Here is a 24,559-nt window from a genome sequence, read left to right as displayed (position 1 = left end):
TGTCCAAGGCTTTATCCAAATGATTAATCAAACACCTGAAAATACGGTGAATAGGCTGTGCTTGAAACTCTAATTTTCTTTCACCGTATATATATTTCAGAAATTCACTAAAAGTCTGTCTTGCAAGGCAGACTTTTTATATTGTTCTATTTTAACAATCGCATAACGGACTTTTTATTTCATAATATGCTATAACAATAAGAGGATATTATTTTGAAATAGAAGGTGATCAGATGCCTAAAAAAATATTATTGGTCGAAGATGAAAAACATATTGCGCGCTTTGTGGAGCTAGAATTGCAGCATGAGGGCTATGAGGTCACTGTTGCCTATGATGGTCGTGAGGGGCTTGCCTTGGCAACGGCTAAAAGCTTCGATGTACTGCTACTCGATGTGATGTTGCCGGGGCTTAATGGCATTGAAATTTGTCGGCGTATTCGCACACAATCACAAGTGCCGATTTTGCTATTAACTGCAAGAGATGCTGTGATGGATCGTGTGGCAGGCTTAGACGCAGGAGCGGATGACTATATCGTGAAGCCTTTTGCTATCGAGGAGCTGCTGGCTCGCATCCGTACAATTTTACGCCGTGTAACACCAGAGCCATCCACTGGTGAATCCTTGCATTTCCGTGATATTCACATGGATACAGCCGCCTATGAAGTTTTTGTACAGGGGAATAAACTTGACCTAACAAAGACAGAATATGATTTACTCAAACTATTAATTGAGCATAAGAATCGGGTGTGTACACGTGAGCAAATTTTAACCTCTGTGTGGGGCTATGACACAGATATTGAAACAAATGTAGTAGACGTCTATATCAGACATTTACGCACAAAGCTGCCAGGTGATATGAATGCCTATATTGAAACCGTTCGTGGGGTTGGGTACGTGATGCGCGAATGACAAGCTTAAAAAACTATTTGCGTCGCCAATCATTGCAAAAGAAATGGATGCTTACATCAAGCAGCGTCATTTTTATTAGCTATACGATTATTTGTGTTGTTGTCTATGTGTTCCTTCATACATGGCTGTTACATGAGGAGGAGAGTAAAGTCATACGCACAAGTAAGGACATTAGCTCTTTTTTAGAATCTCAAGGTCCGAATATTACAATTCAGCAAATCCAACAAAATACAGGCTTGCTAGAATCCATTGTTGATCGCGATGAAACGGTCAGAATGTTTAATAGAGATGGCGTTGAAATATTGCGTATTAACAATGCATCCTCTGCTGCACCATTAACTACCATGCAGGAAATAGTGGAGATGACCATTGATAAGCAGGATGCTCTTGTGGTGAATGAACCGATCCAGCTCGGCTTTTTCCAGGGCTATATTCAGGTGATTCATCCATTAACAAGCTTTCAATCGCTGATGCATTATTTGCTGACAGCCATGCTGATCGCAGGGCTAGGGGCATTGATTGTATCAGGCTCGATTGGCTATTACCTTGCTAATTACTTAATGAAGCCGCTCCATGCCTTGCGTGCCTCTATGAAAACAGTGATGGATCAAGGCTTTAAGGAGCCCATTCAATTAACCTATACATCACATGATGAAATAGGCGATTTATTGAAAATGTATAATGCGATGATGAATGAGCTGCAAATTTCCTTTACACAGCAGCAGCAATTTGTGGCAGATGCTTCCCACGAGCTACGCACGCCGATTCAAGCGATTGAAGGGCATCTATCCTTGTTAAAGCGCTGGGGGAAGAATGATCCAGCTATATTAGAGGAATCCATTGATACTTCGCTGACAGAAATTGCTCGTATGCGTAAAATGATAGAGGAATTATTAGAGCTGGCACGGCGAGAAGAAAAGGATGAGGCAAGTGCAGCAGATGCGCCAGCCGTTATTGAGGCAGTCATTGAGGAGATGGCATTGCTATACCCAAAGGCGCGCATGACGCTGTCGAAAAAGGACGAAATCGGTCCATTATTTATAACGGAAAATGCACTTAGTCAAATCATTCGCAATATCATTGAGAACGCAATTCGTTATTGTGAAAAAATACCTGAGATTCAGCTTTCGCTGTCAATGGCTGGTAATTATGCGTGTTTAGAAATTGCGGATAATGGTATAGGAATAGCAGAAGAGAATATCCCATTTATCTTTGATCGTTTTTACCGAGTGGATGAAGCCCGAAATCGGCAAATTGGTGGGACAGGCTTAGGGCTGAGTATTTCGAAGATGTTGCTTGAAAAGTATAATGCCTCAGTAGAAGTCAAGAGTGAAGTAAATGTTGGAACCGTTTTCTCATTAAAAATTCCGCTAAAATATTAAGAAAAATCTATGCTTTATTTCGGAATTCTATCCTTCGCGAAAAAAATTGCTTAATTTGCTAAAAAGAGTTGTATTTTTTGTGAAGAGTAGTAAGATTGAAGTGGAAAAAATGTTCTTTAAATTATGGAAAAACAATGAACAACAACCTTTTAAAGAACAGTGAAATATTATATAATTAATTGCAATTTAATTAATGCAACTGCCAAAAGGCAAAATTTGGAGGTCATTTTTCATGTCGAACAACGTTACAACTGTAAGTTCTCCATGGTCAGCTTTCTCTGGTCCTAACTTAGGATATGTGATGGAGCAATACGACTTATTCTTACAGGCTCCTGAAGAAGTAGAACCAGAGTTAGTTTCTTTATTTCAACAATTTGGTGCACCAGTAGTAGTGGAAGGTGAAGTAGCTGTAGCTAGTCATACAGCAGCGGCTCCTGCTGGCGATTATAAAAAAGTGTTAGCCGCTGTCAAATTAGCAAAAGCAATTCGTTCACAAGGGCATTTAGCAGCAGATATTTATCCGCTGAAAAATCGTGAACTGCAAACAGCTCCAATCGAAGAAAGTGCGTTCAACTTAAGCGCTGCCGATTTAGCAGCCATTCCTGCAGCAATCTTCTTCAAAGATGTGCCAGCAAACGTGAAAAATGGTAAGGATGCAATCGACTATTTAAAAGCTGTATATACAGATAAAGTAGCTTTTGAATATAGTCATGTAACAGCAACAGAAGAGCGTGAATGGATTCAAGCACAAATTGAATCAGGTGCTTTCCAGCAAGCATTAACAGCTGATGAGAAAAAAGCACTATTAGATCGTTTAACACATGTTGAAAATTTTGAAAAATTTATTCATAAGACATTTGTAGGACAAAAGCGTTTCTCTGGTGAGGGCTTAGATACGCAAATCGTTCTATTTGATGAAATTTTAAAAACTGTAGAGGCAGATAATGTCGAAAATGTTCGCATTGGGATGGCACACCGTGGTCGTTTAAATGTCTTAACACATATTTTAAATAAACCATATGATATGATGTTCGCTGATTTTGCACATGTTTCCAATGATTTATTTATGCCAGAGCATGGCCGCCTTGCTATTACAAAAGGCTGGACAGGTGATGTAAAGTATCACATGGGTGCGTCTTATCAACGTGAATCAGGGATGAATGTGAAGCTTGCTTATAACCCATCACACTTAGAGGTTGGGAATCCAGTGGTACTTGGGGCTACACGTGCTACACAGGATGATACGTCAAAACCAGGTCAAGCTACTCATGACCGTACAAAGGGCTTAGGTATTCTTGTGCATGGTGATGCGGCATTCCCAGGTCAAGGGATTGTAACAGAAGTATTAAACTTTGCGAAAACAGAAGGCTTTACAACAGGTGGGACAATCCATATTATTGCCAACAATATGATTGGTTTCACAACAGAACAGCAAGACTCACGTTCATCTATTTATTCTTCTGACCCAGCAAAAGGCTACGAAGTACCAGTTGTCCATGTCAATGCAGATAGCCCAGAGGCAGTTGTCCTTGTTGGTCGCTTTGCCGCTAGCTACCGTCAAAAATTCGGTAAAGATATCGTAGTTGACTTAATTGGCTATCGTCGTCATGGTCATAATGAAACAGATGATCCAACAGTAACAAACCCAGAAACATATAAATTGGTTGCGAAGCATGAAACAGTACGTGCATTATATGGTCAGCAATTAGTAGCAGAAGGTCTTGTATCAGCTGAAGAGGTTGCTGCATTAGATACAGCCGTTTATGCTGAAATGCAAGCTGCATATGACCATGTGAAAGAAATGGCTGCAAAAGATGCACACGACCCATTAGAAATGCCAGAAGAACTAAAAATAGAGTTCCCACAACTGGATACAGCGGTAGGAGCAGAGCGTTTAGAAAAAATTAATGAAGAGCTTTTAGTGTTTGAAGACAACTTCGAACCACAGAAAAAGCTCGGCAAAATTTTAGAAAAACGTCGTGATACTTTTGCTTCTGCTAAAATCGATTGGGGACATGCAGAAACATTAGCATATGCAACAATTATTCAAGATGGCACACCAGTGCGCTTTACTGGTCAGGATGCACAGCGTGGTACATTCTCACAACGCCACTTAGTATTACACGATAAAAACAATGGCAATGTCTTTACACCACTGCATCATATTTCAGGTGCAAATGCATCATTCTCAGTGTATAACTCACCGTTAACTGAAGCGGGTGTAGTTGGCTTTGAATATGGCTATAACTTAGAAAACAACCATGTGCTAACAGTGTGGGAAGCACAATTCGGTGACTTCGCGAACATGGCTCAAGTGATGTTTGATAACTTTATTTCAGGGGCACGTGCGAAATGGGGTCAAAAGTCTGGTCTAGTTATTTTATTACCACATGGGTATGAAGGCCAAGGTCCAGAGCACTCATCAAGCCGTATGGAACGTTATTTACAAATGTCAGCGGAAAATAACTGGTTTGTAGCAAACTGCTCAAATGCAGGAAACTACTACCACTTATTGCGCCGCCAAGCAGCATTATTAGGCACAGAAGGGGTACGTCCACTTGTGGTTGTATCACCAAAATCATTACTGCGCCATCCATTAGCTGCAGCTAGTGCTGAGCAATTAGCAAATGGCTCATTCCAAGAAGTAATTGAACAGCCAGGCTTAGGAACAAAACCAGAGGCTGTAGAGCGCATTGTTTTAGGTACAGGTAAAGTAATGATCGACTTAGCAGAACGCGTGAAGGACGGGGAAGGCTTCGACCACCTACACATTATTCGTGTGGAACAACTTTACCCATTCCCAAAAGAGCAAGTTGCTGGTATTATTGCTAAGTATCCTAATGTGAAGGAAATCGTATGGGTACAAGAAGAACCTAAAAACCAAGGTACATGGAATTATGCACTCGAAACATTACATGAACTTTCAGCAGGTAAACAGCTTCGTTATGTAGGACGTCCTGCAATGAGCTCTACTTCTGAAGGCGATGCAGATTCCCATAAAGCAGCACAAGCAGCCGTTATTGAAGCGGCAGTTGCTGAGCCAGTAAAGGTTAAATAACATCACAGATCAATTTTTGACAGCTGGGCTACTTGCCTAGAGCAGTAGCCCTTTTATGTGCATAAGGCACGTTAATCAAAGGAGGAAATAAAAGTGGCTGAAATTAAAGTCCCTGAATTAGCAGAATCGATTACAGAAGGTAGTATCGCACAATGGGTAAAAAAAGTGGGCGATCGCGTTGAAAAAGGTGAATTCATCGTTGAACTTGAAACAGATAAAGTAAACGCTGAAATCATTTCTGAAGAAGCAGGTGTATTAACACAAATTTTAGCTGAAGAAGGCGATACTGTATTAGTTGGTCAAGTTATCGCAGTAGTAGAAGCAGGCGAAGGCGCAGCACCTGCACCAGCAGCAGCGGCTCCAACTGAAGCACAAGCAGCACCAACGCCAGCAGCGGCAGCTCCAGTAGTAGAAGAAGCATCTAACGAGCGTGTGATTGCATCACCAGCAGCACGTAAGCTAGCACGTGAAAAAGGTATTGACCTTTCAGCGGTATCTCCAGTAGACCCACAAGGTCGTGTACGTGTACAAGATGTAGCAGCACATGGTACAGCACCAGCAGCTCCTGCTGTAGCAGCACCAATCACTACTACAAACGGTCCTGTTGTATTTGCACCAGCAGAAGAAACAAACCGTGTAACAATCGAAAAAATGTCTCGTCGTCGTCAAACAATTGCCAAACGCTTATTAGAAGTAAAGCAATCAACAGCAATGTTAACAACATTCAACGAAATTGACATGACAAACATTATGGCATTACGTAAACGCAAGCAAGAGCAATTTGTGAAAGATAACGACATTAAATTAGGCTTTATGTCATTCTTCACAAAAGCGGTTGTAGCAGCACTTAAAAAATACCCTTATGTAAATGCACAAATCAATGGTGACGAAATTCACTTAAACAATTTCTTCGATATCGGTATCGCTGTATCAACAGAAGAAGGCTTAGTTGTACCAGTTGTACGTGATGCAAACAGCAAAAACTTTGCAGAAATCGAAAAGGATATCGCAGAGTTAGCGAAAAAAGCACGCGACAAAAAATTAGGCTTAAACGACATGGCAGGCGGTTCATTCACGATTACTAATGGTGGTGTATTCGGTTCATTAATGTCAACACCAATTATGAACGGTACACAAGCTGGTATTTTAGGTATGCACTCAATTGTTCAACGCCCAGTAGTAGTGAACAACGAGATCGAAATCCGTCCAATGATGTACGTGGCATTATCATATGACCATCGTATTATTGATGGTAAAGATTCAGTAGGCTTCTTAAAAACAGTAAAAGAATTAATCGAGAACCCTGAAGACTTATTATTAAATTCATAATTATAACCTCCTTTGCAACCACTGCAGGATTTTAGCCAAGGGCTGTCTGAAAAGAGTGATCTTTCCAGACAGCCCTTTTCTGTTTTTACAGACAAAGCTCTGCCGTCTATGCTCTATAAAGAAATTACCTCTCTCTATCTTTTTACATATAAATAATTGTTTTATAATAAATATTTGTTGAATATAGTGTGTTTATTGTTAAAATAGCATGCTTGACAATGGATAGAGCAAGTATAATCCCCTAATATTGTCATTAGTCAGAAAAGTGATAAAATGAGCTTGACGAATCTATTCATTATATAGTAGTATCTAAGTATCAATTAAATAGACAAACCTCACTCGTATCAATAGGTGAGGTAGAGGCGCGATATTTATTAGTTCATTGTTGAGTATAAGCAAGCGAGGACACAGTGAAGAAGGAACTATCGCCGAAGTATAAAAGGAGCTCGTACTTTTATGCTGGGTCTGCAGTGAATAAGTGCAGGACTGTCCTAGTAAATTGCTTTCCAGGTTTACTAGGTTGTGCTATCTCGGAAATATGGAAAGTATAGTGAGGATTTGGGCAACTGTTATAAAAGGCAAGACCTAAGTTCAGAAACTTAGGTCTTTTTTCATACAGTTGTTTTATTTTTTGACAGAAAAGGGGCGTTTTTTATGAAAAGAAAATGGTTGTTAGTAATGCTGTCGATCATGACGGCAATTGTGCTAGCGGCATGTGGCACAAGCGACAAAAATGAAGGTAGCACAGGCGATGCTGAAGGCGACACAGAAGAAAGTGGCGGTGAATTCCGTATTGGCATGGAGGCTGGTTATCCACCTTTTAACTGGACACAGCAGGGTGATGCCAATGGCGCAGTAAAAATTGCCGATAATGCAGAATATGCAGGCGGCTATGATGTACAAATGGCGAAAAAAATCGCTGAAGGCTTAGGCAAAGAGCTAGTGATTGTGAAATTAGAATGGGATGGACTAGTACCAGCATTACAATCCAATAAAATTGATGCCATTATCGCAGGTATGTCACCAACAGCAGAGCGTAAGAAAACAATTGATTTTACAGAAAACTATTACACATCTGATTTTGTCATCGTTGTGAAAAAAGGCAGCGAATTTGAAAAGGCAACATCGATTCAAGATTTCTCAGGCGCGAAAATTACATCACAATTAAATACATCGAACTATGATGTAATCGATCAAATTGACGGTGTAGAAAAGCAAACAGCGATGGAAAACTTCCCAGCAATGCGTGTGGCATTAGAGGCTGGCAAAATTGACGGCTATGTAGCCGAGCGTCCAGAAGGTATCTCAGCAGCAGCGGCGAACGATAAATTCACATATGTTTCATTTGAAGAAGGTCAAGGCTTTGATACAGACCTTTCTAACACATCTATTGCTGTAGGCTTACGTAAAGATGATGCAAATCTTGAGAAAATCAATGAAATTTTAAAGGGTATTTCAGAAGATGAGCGTCAACAAATTATGGAAGAGGCAATTGCCCAACAACCAGCAGCACAATAATAACATTGCACGGGCTAGTTGCTAGTCCGTGCATGATTATTTCATCATTATTAAAATGAGAACCTCTCTACATAATGATACGATGCTAGTAAACATAGAACTACACAGGCAACATGATATTGTGAGGAGGAGCTTCATGAGTCTTGAATGGATACTTTCAATTATTGAAAACAACTGGCAAATGTTTTTACGAGGTGCGTATTATACGTTACTGATTTCGATTATTAGTACAATTATTGGTGCATTTATCGGATTTTTCATCGGAATTATGCATACGATTCCTGTTCGTAAAAAAGGTGTGAAATTTTATAGCTTAAAGCTTATTAATTTTATACTAACATGCTATGTTGAATTTTTCCGTGGTACACCAATGATTGTACAAGCAATGGTTGTTTACTACGGATTAGATATTGCATTTGGCATTGATATGCACTTTATTACAGCGGGGATTGTCGTTGTGTCGCTGAATACAGGTGCTTATATGGCAGAAATTGTACGTGGTGGAATTGTGTCCATCGATAAAGGTCAATATGAGGCGGCATCAGCGATTGGGATGAACCATGTTAAAATCATGTTCCATGTGGTATTGCCACAAGTTGCACGCAATATACTGCCAGCAACAGGCAACCAATTAATTATGAATATTAAAGATACAGCCGTATTAAATGTTATTGGTGTAACGGAGCTATTCTTCCAAACAAAATCAATTGCGGGCAACAACTTCCGTTATTTTGAGTCATTCTTTGTGGCATGTGTGCTTTATTTCATCATGACATTTACCGCATCGCGCATTCTGCTCTATGTTGAAAAACGTTTGGATGGGCCTGATGCCTATCAAAAAGAACAAAAGGAAGCTGTATAGGGGGGCGCACAAATGACAGTCATTAAAATCGAGCATTTAAGTAAATCATTTGGACGTAACCAAGTGTTAAAAGATGTGAATTTTCAAGTGGAAAAGGGTGAGGTTGTCTGTTTAATCGGCTCCTCTGGCTCTGGTAAATCAACATTGCTGCGCTGCATTAATTTATTAGAAACGCCAAGTGGTGGTCAGATTATTTATAAAGGGGAGGATATCCTCAATGACAAGCATAATATCGATGAATATCGTACACATTTAGGAATGGTGTTTCAGCAATTTAATTTATTTAATAACCACAATGTGTTAAGTAACTGTACAGTAGGACAAATGAAGGTACTAAAGCGCTCTAAAAAGGATGCAGAGGAAATCGCGCTGAAATATTTAAAAATCGTTGGCATGGATCAATATGTCAATGCCAAGCCTCGCCAGCTATCAGGTGGACAAAAACAGCGTGTAGCGATTGCACGTGCCTTATCAATGAACCCTGATGTGATGCTGTTTGATGAGCCTACATCAGCCCTTGACCCTGAAATGGTTGGGGAAGTGTTAAAGGTCATGCGTCAGCTTGCCAATGAGGGGAATACGATGTTGATTGTCACGCACGAGATGGAGTTTGCGAAAGAAGTGGCAGATCGTGTTGTCTTTATGGATAAAGGCGTGATTGTTGAGGAGGGTCCTCCTCAACAAGTATTAGTCAATCCGCAGCATGAGCGTACAAAAGAGTTTTTAAAACGTACATTAAAATAAAACGTGTAAATCCGTGTAGCTTTCTGTGGAAGGTGAAGCGGATTTTAGCGTTTTTCTAGCAGACCGAATAAGAAACGTCATTACACATTGTTAGGAGGGAAGCGATGTCTAATTTATCGGGAAAGGTTATTCTTATCACAGGCGCAAGTTCGGGTATTGGACTTGCCACAGCTGAGCTAATGGCATCTAAAGGGGCTAAGGTTATTATTAATTATCATTCAAATGTAAAGGGTGCGATGGAAGCCGCTCAACGTATTCAAGAAAAAGATGGACATGCCCTTGCCATTCAAGCAGATGTTAGGAAGAAAGAAGAAGTGAACGCAATGGTTGAACAAGCTATTGCTACATTTGGCACAATTGACGTGCTAGTAAATAACGCAGGTGGTGGCATTCGCCAAAGCACATTTATGGATATGTGTGAAGAGCTATGGGAAGAAACGTTCATATTAAATGTCAAGAGTGTTCTCCTATGCTCACAAGCTGTATTAAAATATATGATTCCGAAAAAAAGCGGAAAAATTATTAATATATCTTCAGCGGCTGCACGTATTGGCGGAGCAGGTGAAAGTATTCACTATGCATCTGCTAAAGGAGCAATCAATACAATGACAATTGGCATGTCTAGAGAGCTAATTCAATATGGAATTATCGTAAATGGGGTAGCACCGGGAATGGTAGAAACACCTTTTCATCATAAATTTGCGCCTGGTGATAATCGACTTGAGCGTATGGTTTCATCTGTACCGATTAATCGGGCTGCAACACCTATGGAAATAGCAGAGGTCATTGCCTTTCTTTCCTGCGATGCTTCCAATTATATCCTTGGAGAAATTATTACTGTGAGCGGTGGACGATAAATGCTGGATTTGAATAGGGAAAAAGCCTTGCTTCAATAAAATATAGCAAGACTCTTCTATTTTTTTATCATCACTCAGCAAAATCACTATTTTCTCGAATTCCACTCTGCATAAAGAACAAAGCAGATGGCAAATGCTACGGCAATAATAAAAAACCATTGTGGTACACCGCCAAAGCTCATATTAACACCTCAATTATTAAAAGTTTTTTGAATTCAGTAGGTCTTCTACAGCTTTTTTCTCCACAAAGCCTCAAAAATATTATAAAATAAGCAATAGACATTAGCTTTGCGCTAGTAAAGAGAGGTAGAGAGAGAATATGTTACATTTAAAATGGAAAGATGCGCCAACATTACGAACAGTAACTTGTAAACATACAAATGCATCCAAATACTTAGTATCCAACGTATTAACAGTAGGAAAACAATACGAAGTGAAAAATGAAACAGAGGAGTTCATTTTTATCATCGATAATACAGGTAAAATCGGTGGCTATTATAAAGATTATTTTGAATAAATAAGCGTAGGGTGGTTCAGAACATGACTGAGCCACCCTTTTTAGCTGCTGCTAGAGCTTGCGAGCATTTGCTACATCCTGCAATTGCTGTTTTTCCTGCTCTGTTGCCGTATGTAGCGCAAAAACATCCTTAATGGCTGTTTGTAGCTCCTGCTGCGTTTCCTTAAACTTTGATACTTGCTGCTCAAACGAAGAGCTTGCAAAGCGATCTTGTGCGCGGGATAAGCGTTCCTCTAGCTGTGCATAGTGCTGATCCATATGCATCGAGAGCATCATTGCAAGCTGATTTTTCCATAGTGGAATTAACGTAACAATGGAAAACTCTATTTTTTCAGCCAATGTTTGATTTGCCTGTTGAATCATACGAATTTGCGGAGCTGTTTGAAGTGCTACTTGCTGTGACACCTGTAAATCATAAATGCGCTGATCCAGCCGTTCGATCTGTGCGGCAAAGTCATTGAGCTGTTGAATGGCTAATGGCTGCTTTGTAGCTTGGACGCTTGCTACCTTTGCGGGTAGCTCCTCCTCAATAGCCTGCTGCTTTTTCATTTGACCAGCTACAATGGCTGTTGCGAGCTCCTCAAAAAATCCCCGATTATGTGCATAAAGAGCTTCTAAATTTTCAACATCTTTCATAAGCTGAAGCTGAGCACGTTCTAGCTGCACCCCAATACGCTCCACCTGTATACTAATACGCTCAAATTCTGTTAATGTTTGCTTCACAGTTGGCTCTGTTTTGCCAAAGATTTTTTTCAAAAAGGTTTGCTTCTTCGGCTCCAAGGCTGTTGGGTCTACGCGGTCTAATGTTTGCATAAGTGAATCAAGCATTTGTCCAATTTTCGTGACATCCTTTTGCTTGACCTGTGCAAGCATACGATCTGCAAATTGAGAGAGGGCTCGCTGTGAATCCTGACCGAGCGATAGCAATGATTCAAAATCAGTCAGGTCAATTTGGCTTGCATAGAGCAATGCACGACTTTGTGCAAGAGGCGATAGCGTTTCATATGTCGCCATCGCCTCTTGCTGTGGAGCCGCTTCTAAGTAGGATTGCACGAGCGGAGAAAGACCGGGTATTGTATGGAGCTGAAATGCATGATTATTTGCTGTCATTTTTCATCGCCTCGCCAGTCCAATTGTTCTCTGCGTCTAAGGTTGGAGCGATTGGCAAATTCAATTTCCATTTGGAGATGGTCAATATCATTGGCAAGCGCATCCTTTAAATCGATTTGAATCGTATCGTTTAAATCGGTTAACGTTTCACGCGTTTTCGATAATGTTAATTGAATATCCTTATCCTTCACAGGCTGCTTTGATAGCATTGTATATTTCTCTGTTAGCTCGACAGCAGAAGGTAAGTGTGCATAGAAAAATTGCTCAACATTATAAAACTTCCGTGGATCAGTTTTGACGATTTTCACAATATTTTTCGAGATACGTGTCATTTCGAGCAGTTGCTTAAAGGCTGCAACAGAGCGGACACGTAAATAGTTTTGACTTAATGTTTGAATTTGCTTATTAGCTGTTGATAGCTGTGTTTCAATATGTTTGTATTCTTCTTTTGTGATACCTGCTAGTTGCATGACTTTTCTTTTTTGTCTATATTTCAACAATGCTGTACTCGTCGCATATGAACCCCCAAACAGTAAACCACCAAGGAAGAATCCAGGATTTGCCGCAATGGTTGCGATAGAAACAGTTGTGAGCGAAATAAAGAAGCTAGCAGCATGTCTAGAAAAAAACTGTCCAACACTAAGCATTGTTCCTTCCTCCTTGCTTTTCAATATACCTATCTTCTTATACGAAATAATCGACAGAAAGTTTCATTGAAAAAAGAAACCTTACATAAATTTTACTGCGAATCGCTAACTTTCTCAATGATAACCAACTTAAAATACGCAGTTTCGCCATAGAGCCCTGTGATCAAGCAAAATTTCCAAGCATTGCGTAACCTAAAAAAGAGCCAGACTAAACAATGTCTGACTCCATGCGTACATATCCTTTTAAATCATCGTATAGCTCTAGTGAAAATGAATTGGAATCGGCTTGTGGGCTTACACCTTTTTGTACAAAAAGCAGGAATTCATTGATAGCTTTTTCGGAGCCTTCCACCTCTACCTCAATTTGGTCTGCATCATTTAGCTTACAATAGCCCTTTAAGCCTAATTCAATCGCTTTTTGTTTAATAAAGAAACGATAGCCTGTTCCATACACATCGCCAAAAAATTTAATTTTTGCTCGTTTATTCAAGCGAATACCTCCTACGAATGTGGGAGAGGGGATGACCTCTCCAGTTATTGCATCACACGATCTTTTTCCACATAGGCAATTAAGTTATTAATATAATAAAGAACTTGCTCAGATGCTTTGTTAATCTCTGTTAAATGAACCTCAGCCTGTTCGATATTGCCCGCTTTATGAGCCTCTGCTGCAAGCTTCGCTGATTCATGTACTTGTAAATGATAGCTATCTAATTCACGGTAATCCTGTAAATGACCAAAGCGCTCGACTGTGCGAGGAGCTGTATACCATTTACCAAGACGACAATCTCGATGAGAGGAAACATCGCTTGGTTCAACATGCTCCAAGCCAAGGAACATATTATAAATGCGCCACTTCCATAAAATATGATCTGCCTTTGATAATTGTAGCAGAGCAATCGATGATAGCTGGACATTGTTATTGGTAATAATATCATTGCGGAAGCGATTAATTTCCTGCCCTAATAAATGAATATCATTTGAGGTTTGATGACTATAGTCACGTATCTCTTCCTGCAAGTTTGAAATTTCAATCATTCTTGTAGATACTTCATCAATTGCGGCTGCCTGCTCCTGCGAGATGGCTGCTGTATTTGTGACATCCAGATTAATACGCTCAATTGCCTCAACAATCGCGTTTAATAATGGTAATGAATCCTTTGCCTCAATCGTTGCTTCTTTAATAATGGTAGTTGTATCTGTAATAGAGCTGGCTACATCATTGGAATAGCTTTTTAAATGATGGACATTTGACGATACTTCACTTAGCGCAGAAACCGTGCTTTCAGCGAGCTTTCGTACCTCCTGTGCAACAACCGCAAAGCCCTTGCCATGCTCACCCGCACGTGCCGCTTCAATCGAGGCATTTAAGGCAAGCAAATTTGTTTGGTCAGCAATTTGATTAATTAATGTAACAACCTGCTCAATATCATTTACCCGTTTTTGCAATTCTGAAAATGATTGTACAATCGAGGCAAACGTTTCTTCTGTTTTAAAGATTTCCGATAAGGCATGCTCAATCGCATTTTTCCCCTTTGTTGCATAATCAACAGATTCCGTTGTTTTTTCGGATATATGTGAGGACATGCGTGCGACTTCATTAATTGAAGCGGCAATTTCCTCTGTGGCAGCCGTAGAGGATTGAATTTCCTCATGCTGCTTATCTAAGCTAAATACTAAATCCTTCATATACATAATTTTTGCATTTACATCCATTAAAGAGGATATTTCACTGACAACGTTTTCAATAATACGCTCTGTTAATACCTCCACAAGCAATTCCTGATCGACATTGACAGCGGCCTGGAAGGATTTCATATATTGAAAGGCTTTGTTTGGCTTGAGGCCGAAATTGTGTAAAATATATGTAGTAATATAAAATGCAAATTGATTAAAGACAACGATTAATTGCCCTGGTTGATATCGATGCTGACGCAGTAAATTAAAAAACTTAATCGTTTCATCCACATAAGCATCATCACGTGTTGCAAGGAAAAACTGTGATAAATATCGTTCAATCTGCTCTTCACGAATCGTTATTTGAGAGGTAGGGGATATCTCACGTAAATACTGCTGAAAAATGGCATTCATAGAAGGTGAAATATCTTTTAGCTTGTCATAGAGTGCTTTGAGATGTGCCTCATCCTCTGATTGAAAATGATTGAATGTTAATGTTTGGTGAAATCGACCTGTTGCATGTAAATCTGTGCCGCGTTTAAGTAACTCATCTAGCTCTGCCTTAGGACGAATGCTTGAAAACATAAAAAATACCTCCCAATAGTATGTATAATAAGGTAATAATAGCATAATACAGGTGGTTTTAATAGACATTTCAGATGGCTTTGCTAAAATGAACATATCTTATGACAGCAAGGAATGGACAAATATGTATACAATTATTTACATGAAAGCAGACTATGAGCCTTGGTGGAAATTTGAAGGCTGGGAAGCGTTTATTCAAACACAGGATACATTTGAAACAAAGGAGCTATTTGAGCTTGCCTTACAACAAAAATTAGCGCACTTTCGCTCCATTTATCAGCATGAGGCTACAAAGGAGGGGCAGTATTGGGCTTTTTGGTCAGAGGATGAAAGCTTTTACTGTGAGGCTTGTGATGATGATGCACAGGTTTATCATGGCATTATTGCTTGTAAGCGAGAAGTGCTGTAAAATAATTTCGAAAAAAACGTAAAAAAGCTCTTTTCTTTATTTGACAAAATTATGAATAGCGGTTATACTTAGGTTAACAATTTAATTGCTTCACCGGAAACATGAATTCACATATTACAAAAAGTGATCGCGTTAGTTCGGTACTCTTTGTAATATGTGAATTTTTTTCATTCGCTGAAGAAATTACATATTGTTCACTTTTATTTTTTGGAGGTTTTCTTAAATGAAACAAGGTACAGTAAAATGGTTTAACTCAGAAAAAGGTTTTGGATTTATCGAAGTTGAAGGTGAAAACGACGTATTCGTACACTTCTCAGCTATCCAAGGCGAAGGTTTCAAAACTCTTGACGAAGGTCAAAAAGTGGAATTCGAAGTTGTAGATGGCAACCGCGGACCACAAGCTGCTAACGTAACTAAACTTTAATTCATAACAATTAAAATTACTTTCGTTAAACATAGACACTCTATGCATATAGAGTGTCTTTTTTCATACTGCTATGGAATCGTAATCGTTAAGCCATCTATTGCATACAACACAATGATCACTCCAACAATACACATCATCCAAGACAGGGTGGAATGCGTGCTAGTGGATAGCTTATCCCGCAGCTTTACCAAGGCTGTGTGCATATATTTGCCCATGAACGAATACCCAGCAAAGAGAAGAAGGGCAGGCGCAATCATGATTAGATTATAGACGGCAATAATAAGCAGACGATAGAGGAGGGAAATATCCATTGTGGTGACTAAGCCAATAGCCGCAAAATAAGGAAATGCGGTTCCTGCTTCCATAAAAAATGTCATTATCCCTACAAGCACCATAGACAATAGCCCCTGCGTTTGCGGTGTCGGCAAAGCATTCTTCTTGGCAGGCACATAGTAGCTGCCGATAAATAAGCCCACTCCTATAATGAAAAGAACCCATCGAAAGAATTGACTTTGAAAAAAGCTTGCAAATGCTCCCACGATATAATCGAAGCCAAACATTAGCATAACTCCTAATAAAAAATACAGAATGACAACGGTTAATAAATATGCTCCTAATCGGACAATGCGATTGTTACGATCAGCTAGTATCAAATATATTGTTACGCCAATAATGGTAGGGCTTAATGTATCTAATAATGCGAATCCACCTAAAGACATCCATAGAGCCACTGCTCAAAAGCCTCCCTTCATAGCCTTATATACGATTAAACATACAGAATGTTTCATTATTTTTCTAACAATAATATTATTATGTAAACTAATAGTTAAACCTGTTTATCACAGGTTTATGGGTAGACGTGCTCTGATTGAATAGAATGAAGCTGCTGCACAGGGACAAATAATCCTACACGTCCATAGCTATCATGCTTCATTGTAGCGAAAACAATGCCAATGACCTCTCCTTGCTCATTGATCACAGGGCTACCACTATTGCCACGATAAACAGGTGCTTGTAGCATCATAACAGGCTCCTGCCATCCCTCCAATTGAATGGATGTTAGCAATGTTCCTTCATTTGCAATACCTGTAAAGTAAAGCGGATTGCCAATAAAGGTAATATGCTCATCAGGCTGAAATATTGGATTATCAGCAAGCGGTAGGTGAGGGAGCTGCTCTGCCTCCACCTGCAATAAGGCTAAATCAACCTCTGGGTAGCTTTGCAGAAGTGCTGCCTCCATCAAGCCCTCCTCAGGAAAGACAACCGCAAGCGTAGTGGCATCCTCAACAACATGGGCATTCGTAACAATTAAGCCATCAGCGGAAATGGCAAATCCAGTACCTTTACTTGTTCCTGCAGAAACTTCCACAACTGCCTTTTTATAGGTTTGAATATGCTCTTCGCTCGATAGGCGTGTCGATACTTGAATAAATTCAATAGCAGGAATGGAGTAAATTTGAAAAATTAAGGCAAACGTATTAAAAACTAACACCAATGCCATCGCCCAAACGATCCAGCGAATAAGCGGTCGTTGCTGTCGTGGCTGTTGCCCAGCAAGTCGTTCTTGGTGCTCTTGTGCCAATGCTTTTTGCTGCTCAGCCAGTACAAGCTCAATGAATTCCTCTTCTGTTAATTCTTCCTGCTCTGTTGGTGATGGCTGTTGCTTGCTCATTGAATCCCCCCTTCACGACAACAGCAGACGCCCAAGCTGGACGCCTGTTTCTAACAATACTATTCTATTTTTTGTAAGGTTGATGTGACGACAAATGGCTCATCTTCTGCTGTTTGCATCGTATGCTCTGTGCGAATAAGACCGATGCCTGCTACAAAAAATTTGGTTGTCGTCATGCCATCCTCTAAGCGTGTTAGCTGGATAACATCGTGATAGACTGTTGTCCCTGTATCAACCGTAGCGTTTGTCGATTCAATTGTCCAGCCTTGAAAGCTTGTGCCCACCTGTAATGGCTGCTGAAGAATTGTTTCGAGCACAGGGTAAGCAGCCGCCTCTGCTGCACTTGGCAATGCTGGCTCACTATCAACAGGCTCTTGGAAGACAAGGTCAATCGTTGTATTTGTAATGCGGTAGATTTTTAAGAGAACAACACCACCATTATCCTCTAGCTGTGCAATATGCTCGGCATCTAGAAAGGTTGTACGCAATGTATAGCCTGCGAATTCATTGCCTTCCCCTTGAAAATAAGCAGTAGACCCATCTGGTGGGAAAAAGGATCGCAAAGCTCCTTGCTCTTGTTGAGCGGGTGTTTTGTCTTCTACCGTAGGCGTAGTGACTGGTACAACAGGCTCTGCTGTACAGCCAGCAAATAATGTAGCAAGAGAAAGAACTAGTATAGTACGTTTCATACAACAAACCCCTTCGCTCTTTTCTTTTAGTATACGTAAATAATGTGCATTAGACGAATAATATGTTAATAATACTAGTAATATTATTATGTAAACTATTAGTTGAAAAACTTGTCACAGCTATAAAAATTCACTATGATAGAATGGAAGTTAAAAAATAGGGGGTTACAGGATGTATCGACAAGTAGATGATTTTGTTCATGAATGGTCAAATGCTGCACAAGGGACATTACAAGTATTACAGGCAATGACAGATGATAAGCTTGGACAAAGTATTGTAGAAGGGCATAGTACACTTGGCTGGCTTGGCTGGCATTTAGTAGGCGCAGCAGGTTACTTTAGTTATCTTGCAGGCTTAAAGGTTCCATCCATTCGTCAGGAAGACCCAGTGCCAGCAACGGCTGCTGAGATTGTAACTGCCTATGAAAAGGTAGCCAATGCCATTAAGGAAGAGGTAGCAAAGCTATCTGATCAAGATTTACTAGAGGAAGTAACGGGCTTTACTAGACCAATGCCAAAGGGTGCTTTATTACGCGTATTAGTGGATCACCAAACACACCACCGTGGGCAAATGACGGTATTACTGCGTCAAGCAGGCTTACCAGTACCAGGTGTTATGGGACCAACAAAGGAAATGCAATAATAGTGGATGCAGCAAATCAGCCGTAGATTTGCTGCTTTTTTTATGGTATAACGGTGAGAAATCATTATTTTAACTATTTATTGAAAATCAAGGCTATACACCACCAAGCTATGTAGTGGAGGTTTATCAAACGGAAACAACGCAACTTGATACCATTGTATCAGGGTCTTTTCAAGGCTTTGAGCAACATTATTTATTAAAAGCCTTACAGCAGCTTGGTCCTGCATTTGGTGGGGTGACGCAATTGCCTTATAGCGTGACGGATGATGAAATCCTTCATTTACATAGCAATGGGGTGCATGCATTACGCTTTAATATTCAACGAGATGGCTCAGAAGATTTATCGAAGCTAGCTAGCTTTGCAAGAAGGGTGTACGATTTAGTTGGCTGGCATCGTGAGCTGTATATAGACGCTAAAGCATTACCTGAAATTGCAGCAACGCTTGAAAAATTGCCTGCTATATCGATTGACCATTTAGGGCTATCGGAAGAAGGGCTTCCGCATTTATTAAAGCTAGTGGACAAAGGGGTGCGTGTCAAGGCTTTGGGCGTGTAGCGCTAGATGTGAAAAATGCTCTAACATCTATTGAGGCGATCAATCCAGATGCGCTTATGTTTGGCACTGATTTGCCATCAACAAGAGCAAAAAGACCTTTTGATGTGACAGATATCGCATTGATTCAGCAGCTATTTGCTGAACAGGCTGCTGCGAAAATACTCTATCTAAATGCTATGCAATGGTATTTTAAGTGAAAAAATCCTCTGCCTAAAAATTGTTGGCAGAGGATTTGTGATAGCCATTAGCTTAAGCCTTGGCTATCTTTCCATTCTAAAAATTCATCATATGTTAGTTGCTTATCTAAAATGGAGCCATCTTCACGGATTTCAATGACACGGTTAGCAATTGTTTGGATAAACTGATGGTCATGGGATGTGAAAATCATCGCACCTTTAAAGCGAATTAAGCCTTCATTCAATGCTTGAATGGATTCAAGGTCAAGATGGTTTGTTGGCTCATCAAGTAAAATAACGTTCGCTGTTGCAAGCATCATTTTCGATAGCATACAGCGTACCTTTTCGCCCCCTGATAATACAGCAGGGGATTTTTTCACTTCTTCACCAGAGAATAGCATACGTCCTAGGAAGCCGCGTAAGAAGCTTTCTGTTTCATCTTCTGGTGAGTATTGACGTAGCCATTCCACCAATGTTTTTTCAGAGCCTTCAAAGTATTTATCATGGTCGTTTTCGAAGTAGCTGCGAGATGTTGTGACACCCCACTTAAATGTACCAGCATCCGCTTCCTTTTCTTCCATTAAAATATCAAGAAGGGCTGTCTTCGCTAGCGGGCTACCAAGTAACACGATTTTATCCTCTTTGTTCATCGAGAAGCGAATATCCTTAAATAGTGTTTCGCCTTCATGACTCGCAGTTAAGCCGTCCACTGTTAGCACATCATTCCCGATTTCACGTCCGATTTGGAAGTTGATAAATGGATATTTACGGCTTGATGGCTTAATATCATCCAGCTCAATTTTATCCAGCATTTTTTTACGAGATGTTGCTTGCTTCGATTTAGAAGCATTCGCAGAGAAGCGGGCGATAAATGCTTGTAGCTCTTTAATTTTCTCTTCTTTTTTCGCGTTTTGGTCTTGTGCCATTTTTTGTGCTAATTGAGAAGATTCATACCAGAAATCATAGTTCCCCACATATAATTGAATTTTAGAGAAGTCCAAATCCGCAATATGTGTACATACTTTATTTAAGAAGTGGCGGTCATGGGATACCACAATAACTGTGTTCTCAAAGTTAATGAGGAATTCCTCTAACCATTGAATCGCTTTTAAGTCAAGGTGGTTGGTAGGCTCGTCAAGCAATAGTACGTCAGGCTGACCGAATAATGCCTGTGCCAGTAATACTTTGACTTTATCAGAGCCTTCAAGATCACCCATTAGCATATAATGCAGGTCATCTGTAATACCTAAGCCATTTAATAATGTTGCAGCCTCTGAGTCCGCTTCCCAACCGTTTAGCTCTGCAAATTCGCCTTCTAGCTCTGCTGCACGCATACCATCCTCATCTGAGAAATCTTCCTTTGCATAGATGGCATCTTTTTCTGTTTTTACATCATACAGACGCTTATTCCCCATAATAACTGTATCAAGCACTGTATGCTCATCGTATTCAAAGTGGTTTTGCTTTAGGACAGATAGACGCTCATCCTTGCCCATCGATACATGACCTTCCTGTGCCTCAATTTCACCAGAAAGGATTTTTAAAAATGTGGATTTCCCGGCACCATTTGCCCCAATTAAACCGTAGCAATTTCCCGGTGTGAATTTTATATTTACGTCTTCAAATAGTTTACGATCGCCATAGCGAAGACCTACATTACTAACTTGAATCATGCAAGTTCCTCCTTTTTTCACAATGGCTCTAGTATAGCATGAAAGATGTTCCAGCGTCTATAAACATTATTAAATCAAGGTTTATAGTCGGTGAAAGAAGGATGCTTAAGCGAAACAAGAGAGTTGAGGGTGAAATTGGAAAAATATGAACGGTTATTATGTGTGTATTTAATCGTTTGTAGGGAGAAAAACAGGTAAGTAAATAAAATAAATTTATCCCTAATTTATTACCTTTTAATTTTCCACAAAGGGGAGATGTCTCATGCCTAGAAAAGTAAAGGAATTGAGAATGGATGATGTTGTTTTCAAGCCAAATTTAAAACCCTCATTATCTGAACAAAAGGATACCATTCAAAAAACTGATTCTATTTTAATTGAACAAGCCATTGAAATAGTAAATCAACAGATGAAATTACAAGGACTAAGACACAAAACTTTGCTTGTATACAATCACACTATGCAGAAATACGTTGAGTTTTTAAATCTTAAAACAGTAGATGATATCAATAAAGAAGGATTCATGGATTGGTTAGAATCACTTAATCATTTAGATAAAGTAACTCAAGCAAACAGATTTAGATTTGTATCGGCAGTTTTAACAAGGTTTTATGATAATGGTTGGATTAAAGGTAATAAATTTTGGAAGGACATTAAAATTAAAGTTGATAAAAAAGTCAAACAAGCAGCACAAGAAAAGGAATTAGAGATTTTGTTATCAGTAATTGATGCAACCAGCTTCATAGGTTTTAGGGATTTGGTTGTTGTACTTTTACTTTATAGAACAGGGATCAGAATAAATACCTTGGCAAGTTTAAAAGAAAAGCATATTCATTTTAGTGAAAAAATGCTAGTGCTTTCGGGAGATATAATGAAGAATCACAGGGTTTTAAAGTTACCACTGGATGATGAATTGTTAGCATTATTAAAAAGATTAATTCAACAAAATGAAGAAGTACGAAAACGTTACAAAGAGAAGAATGACTACGTGTTTATCACGAAATCAGGAAAATCAACTTTAAATTCCTATGCTCATAATAACGCAATATCTAAACGTCTTTATCATTACGCTAAAAAATATGGTCTTAAATCAGTAAAACCACACAATATTCGAAGAACTTATGCAACGAATTTAAATCGAAAAGGGGTAAATATAGCGGTTATAAGTAAGGCTTTGGGGCATAGTTCCTTAGTAGTTACCGAGCGTTACCTAGAAGTAAATGTTGATGAAGTAGCGGATACTTTACGTAAATATTTATGATTTTAAGCAAAATAAAAAGAGGGAAAGTGTTCCAGCACTAACCCTCCAACTCATTTAGCAGTAACCAATACAACTAAATATGAGCGATTATATGCCTTCATTTTACTTCAAAAAAAGTTAAAATGCAAAGGTCTAGTTTCCTATTCTCAAAAATAGGTTCGTTCCGTCTTGGTTGCCCACTAACAGACGTTAAAGACACTGGTCAGGTTTGTCGTACCATTGCAAAAAAACGACTAGGATACTGCACAACTCTTTTCTTGTTTAGAGTGTATCTGAAATAGTGAGAGCGACTATTAACGGCTAGGGGGATTACAGGCATGTTACGGCATGGGTAATCATAATCACGCTAGAATCAATTGCAAATAGCACATAATGGACTGTAATGTTATGAGATTATGAAAAGTGAAAACTTTCTACAAAACAAGACGATACAGAAACCTCAGACACGACATGACGGTGTAATTGGTAGTTACTTATTATCTTTTACTCAATTTAGAGTTTTAGATAGTAGGTAACAACTTTGCGAATATTTCCTAGAGCATCAGCCATTCTGGTGTAATGGGGTTCAGTTGTCAAGCGTTAAATTACATTGATAGCAATTAAATATACTAGAGTTATAGAGTAACTAGGTAAATTGTATGGAGAGAATATATGACGTCTTAAATCAATTGGAATTAATTAAATATAAAACTGGCTAGCAAATTGATCTAACTCTTATTTATCACAGTGGATAAAGAGAGAATGAATAAGATAAGAAAAAACGTTCGAAATAGAAACACTACAAACCATTGATACACCAACAATGTAGTCATATTTGAAAGAGTATGATGTGCTACAAACAGCGTCATATCAACGTTTGTTAGCGTTTTTCAAGAATATTCGTTAAAGGAACAAAAAACATCCATTTTTGCACGAAAATCTCGGCAAAATTACCGTTAAACGTTGATATATTAGCATTTCGAGAGTTCCCTATAGGAAGGGTTAAAATGTTAAGAAGTTATCATTCTAAATGGTATTTATCACAGTGGATACAAGTTGAACATTTGTCAAATCTAAAAAGTAGACAAGCTAACAAACGCTTAAACCTTACTCGCTCTAAGTGTTCGAGATTATGCGTCTAATTACATATATGAAAAGAAAACGAAGTGTGAAGTAGTTGTATGGTATTTATCACAGTGGATACAAGTTGAACATATGTCAATATGAAATTTACAAGGATAAAAAGGATGATAATAATGAATAATGCGAAAAGTAGAATGTCCAAAAGCTGAAGTTATCATCTAGACTTACTCTCCCAACGGTTTCAAGAGTCGATGACAAATCGTATATATGATAGAGAGTATAAAATAAAGCACTTGATCTTATAGATTGAGTGTTTTTATTATGCTTTTAATTGTCTAAGCCATTTGGCAATTTCCTTTAATTTAGAGGGTAGATTTATTTCTACTCTCTATTTTTTTAAGCAAATATTTAACTTAAAATTTAATTCATACGAATTGATTTAAGCGTGTTTAGCATTAAAATGATAAATACTATTAGATTATATTTAAAACGTCTGTACGATTACGCTAGCTATCTTAAAATGTATGCTAGTGTGATTTTACATATAAAAACTTAAAAAGAAAGAAGGCGAAGTAATGCAAGAGGAAGTAGAAGTAATGCAAGAGGAAGTCGAAAAAGTAGATGCAGAAGGTTCGGAGGAAACAGAATCCCTCGAAGAACGAGTTGCTAAGATGCAAGAAGAAAATCAGAAGTTACTTGAGCGATTAGAAGAACAGCAAGTCCAAGCAGAAAAGAATAATCTTATTGCAACATTAAATGCGGAAGGATTATCTCATTTTGTCGGTTTATTTGATTTAACA

Annotated in this window: 21 protein-coding genes, 2 pseudogenes and 1 riboswitch; of the genes and pseudogenes, 15 read left to right on the top strand and 8 right to left on the bottom strand. The window is 39.0% G+C overall.

All coding sequences use genetic code 11. The annotated features are described in order from the left end of the window. Positions 1–233 precede the first annotated feature (233 nt). From ACIQVU_RS18915 to ACIQVU_RS18875, 9 genes are all read left to right on the top strand, one after another. On the top strand, positions 234–908 hold the full coding sequence (locus ACIQVU_RS18915) for a response regulator transcription factor (RefSeq protein WP_340805737.1): 675 nt from the start codon (positions 234–236) through the stop codon (positions 906–908). After that, positions 905–2,290 carry a sensor histidine kinase gene (locus tag ACIQVU_RS18910; RefSeq protein ID WP_402896761.1) on the top strand — a complete coding sequence of 462 codons (1,386 nt, stop codon included), beginning with the start codon at positions 905–907 and terminating at the stop codon, positions 2,288–2,290. The genes ACIQVU_RS18915 and ACIQVU_RS18910 overlap by 4 nt, the downstream gene beginning before the upstream one ends. A 232-nt stretch (positions 2,291–2,522) precedes the next feature. Next, positions 2,523–5,348 carry a 2-oxoglutarate dehydrogenase E1 component gene (locus ACIQVU_RS18905; protein WP_340805739.1) on the top strand — a complete coding sequence of 942 codons (2,826 nt, stop codon included), beginning with the start codon at positions 2,523–2,525 and terminating at the stop codon, positions 5,346–5,348. Between the two features lie 93 nt (positions 5,349–5,441). After that, positions 5,442–6,677, top strand: a complete 1,236-nt coding sequence (odhB, locus tag ACIQVU_RS18900) for a 2-oxoglutarate dehydrogenase complex dihydrolipoyllysine-residue succinyltransferase (protein ID WP_340805741.1) — start codon at positions 5,442–5,444, stop codon at positions 6,675–6,677. Positions 6,678–7,026: 349 nt separating this feature from the next. Further along, positions 7,027–7,213, top strand: a riboswitch (Lysine riboswitch). 118 nt (positions 7,214–7,331) lie between these two features. After that, positions 7,332–8,195 carry a transporter substrate-binding domain-containing protein gene (locus ACIQVU_RS18895; protein WP_340805743.1) on the top strand — a complete coding sequence of 288 codons (864 nt, stop codon included), beginning with the start codon at positions 7,332–7,334 and terminating at the stop codon, positions 8,193–8,195. 136 nt (positions 8,196–8,331) lie between these two features. Further along, positions 8,332–9,057 (top strand): amino acid ABC transporter permease, encoded by a 726-nt coding sequence (locus ACIQVU_RS18890; RefSeq protein WP_340805745.1) that lies wholly within the window; start codon positions 8,332–8,334, stop codon positions 9,055–9,057. A 12-nt stretch (positions 9,058–9,069) separates the two neighbouring features. After that, positions 9,070–9,801, top strand: coding sequence for an amino acid ABC transporter ATP-binding protein (locus ACIQVU_RS18885; protein ID WP_402896758.1), 732 nt, complete (start codon positions 9,070–9,072; stop codon positions 9,799–9,801). Between the two features lie 104 nt (positions 9,802–9,905). After that, positions 9,906–10,658 carry an SDR family NAD(P)-dependent oxidoreductase gene (locus ACIQVU_RS18880; protein WP_340805747.1) on the top strand — a complete coding sequence of 251 codons (753 nt, stop codon included), beginning with the start codon at positions 9,906–9,908 and terminating at the stop codon, positions 10,656–10,658. 319 nt (positions 10,659–10,977) lie between these two features. Next, complete coding sequence (locus ACIQVU_RS18875) at positions 10,978–11,175, top strand: DUF6501 family protein (RefSeq protein WP_340805748.1); 198 nt, start codon at positions 10,978–10,980, stop codon at positions 11,173–11,175. A 51-nt stretch (positions 11,176–11,226) separates the two neighbouring features. Here ACIQVU_RS18875 and ACIQVU_RS18870 read toward each other — a convergent pair whose 3' ends face one another. The 4 genes from ACIQVU_RS18870 to ACIQVU_RS18855 form a co-directional block, all read right to left on the bottom strand. After that, entirely contained in the window at positions 11,227–12,285 is a 1,059-nt protein-coding gene (locus tag ACIQVU_RS18870; protein ID WP_340805750.1) for a toxic anion resistance protein, read from the bottom strand. Further along, positions 12,282–12,932, bottom strand: a complete 651-nt coding sequence (locus ACIQVU_RS18865; protein WP_340805751.1) for a 5-bromo-4-chloroindolyl phosphate hydrolysis family protein — start codon at positions 12,930–12,932, stop codon at positions 12,282–12,284. The genes ACIQVU_RS18870 and ACIQVU_RS18865 overlap by 4 nt, the downstream gene beginning before the upstream one ends. A gap of 208 nt (positions 12,933–13,140) precedes the next feature. Beyond that, on the bottom strand, positions 13,141–13,422 hold the full coding sequence (locus ACIQVU_RS18860; protein WP_340805753.1) for an acylphosphatase: 282 nt from the start codon (positions 13,420–13,422) through the stop codon (positions 13,141–13,143). A 44-nt stretch (positions 13,423–13,466) separates the two neighbouring features. Continuing rightward, positions 13,467–15,194 (bottom strand): methyl-accepting chemotaxis protein, encoded by a 1,728-nt coding sequence (locus ACIQVU_RS18855; protein ID WP_340805754.1) that lies wholly within the window; start codon positions 15,192–15,194, stop codon positions 13,467–13,469. An 88-nt stretch (positions 15,195–15,282) separates the two neighbouring features. Here ACIQVU_RS18855 and ACIQVU_RS18850 point away from each other — a divergent pair, with 88 nt between their 5' ends. Next, positions 15,283–15,603, top strand: coding sequence for a DUF1033 family protein (locus ACIQVU_RS18850; protein WP_340805756.1), 321 nt, complete (start codon positions 15,283–15,285; stop codon positions 15,601–15,603). Between the two features lie 223 nt (positions 15,604–15,826). Next, positions 15,827–16,027 carry a cold-shock protein gene (locus ACIQVU_RS18845; protein ID WP_004230088.1) on the top strand — a complete coding sequence of 67 codons (201 nt, stop codon included), beginning with the start codon at positions 15,827–15,829 and terminating at the stop codon, positions 16,025–16,027. A gap of 71 nt (positions 16,028–16,098) precedes the next feature. On the opposite strand, the gene ACIQVU_RS18840 is transcribed toward ACIQVU_RS18845, so the two are convergent. From ACIQVU_RS18840 to ACIQVU_RS18830, 3 genes are all read right to left on the bottom strand, one after another. Continuing rightward, on the bottom strand, positions 16,099–16,761 hold the full coding sequence (locus ACIQVU_RS18840; RefSeq protein ID WP_402896753.1) for a GAP family protein: 663 nt from the start codon (positions 16,759–16,761) through the stop codon (positions 16,099–16,101). 116 nt (positions 16,762–16,877) lie between these two features. After that, the gene (locus ACIQVU_RS18835; RefSeq protein ID WP_402896751.1) at positions 16,878–17,702 is read right to left on the bottom strand and encodes a S1C family serine protease; all 825 of its coding nucleotides are present in this window, start codon (positions 17,700–17,702) and stop codon (positions 16,878–16,880) included. A 59-nt stretch (positions 17,703–17,761) separates the two neighbouring features. Then, a complete protein-coding gene (locus ACIQVU_RS18830; RefSeq protein WP_340805785.1) occupies positions 17,762–18,391 on the bottom strand; it encodes a hypothetical protein in 630 nt (209 codons plus the stop codon). A 172-nt stretch (positions 18,392–18,563) separates the two neighbouring features. On the opposite strand from ACIQVU_RS18830, the gene ACIQVU_RS18825 reads away from it, so the two are divergent. Together ACIQVU_RS18825 and ACIQVU_RS18820 are read left to right on the top strand one after the other, a co-directional pair. Next, positions 18,564–19,034 (top strand): DinB family protein, encoded by a 471-nt coding sequence (locus ACIQVU_RS18825; RefSeq protein WP_340805786.1) that lies wholly within the window; start codon positions 18,564–18,566, stop codon positions 19,032–19,034. A gap of 79 nt (positions 19,035–19,113) precedes the next feature. Then, positions 19,114–19,787 (top strand): annotated as a pseudogene (locus ACIQVU_RS18820) (amidohydrolase family protein). Between the two features lie 47 nt (positions 19,788–19,834). Here the strand turns inward: ACIQVU_RS18820 and ACIQVU_RS18815 are convergent. Further along, positions 19,835–21,439: an ABC-F family ATP-binding cassette domain-containing protein gene (locus tag ACIQVU_RS18815; RefSeq protein ID WP_402896748.1), complete on the bottom strand. Its 1,605-nt coding sequence runs from the start codon at positions 21,437–21,439 to the stop codon at positions 19,835–19,837. Between the two features lie 262 nt (positions 21,440–21,701). Between ACIQVU_RS18815 and ACIQVU_RS18810 the strand changes: the two genes are divergently transcribed. Both ACIQVU_RS18810 and ACIQVU_RS18805 read left to right on the top strand, forming a co-directional pair. Next, complete coding sequence (locus ACIQVU_RS18810) at positions 21,702–22,697, top strand: tyrosine-type recombinase/integrase (protein ID WP_402896746.1); 996 nt, start codon at positions 21,702–21,704, stop codon at positions 22,695–22,697. Positions 22,698–24,334: 1,637 nt separating this feature from the next. Beyond that, positions 24,335–24,559, top strand: a pseudogene (locus tag ACIQVU_RS18805) (hypothetical protein); the annotation flags it as partial.

The organism is Lysinibacillus sp. NPDC098008 (assembly GCF_044760715.1).
In the GTDB taxonomy this organism is placed as follows: domain Bacteria; phylum Bacillota; class Bacilli; order Bacillales_A; family Planococcaceae; genus Lysinibacillus.
Note: the sequence above shows the minus strand (reverse complement) of the source record. Positions and strands in the feature narration are given on the sequence as shown.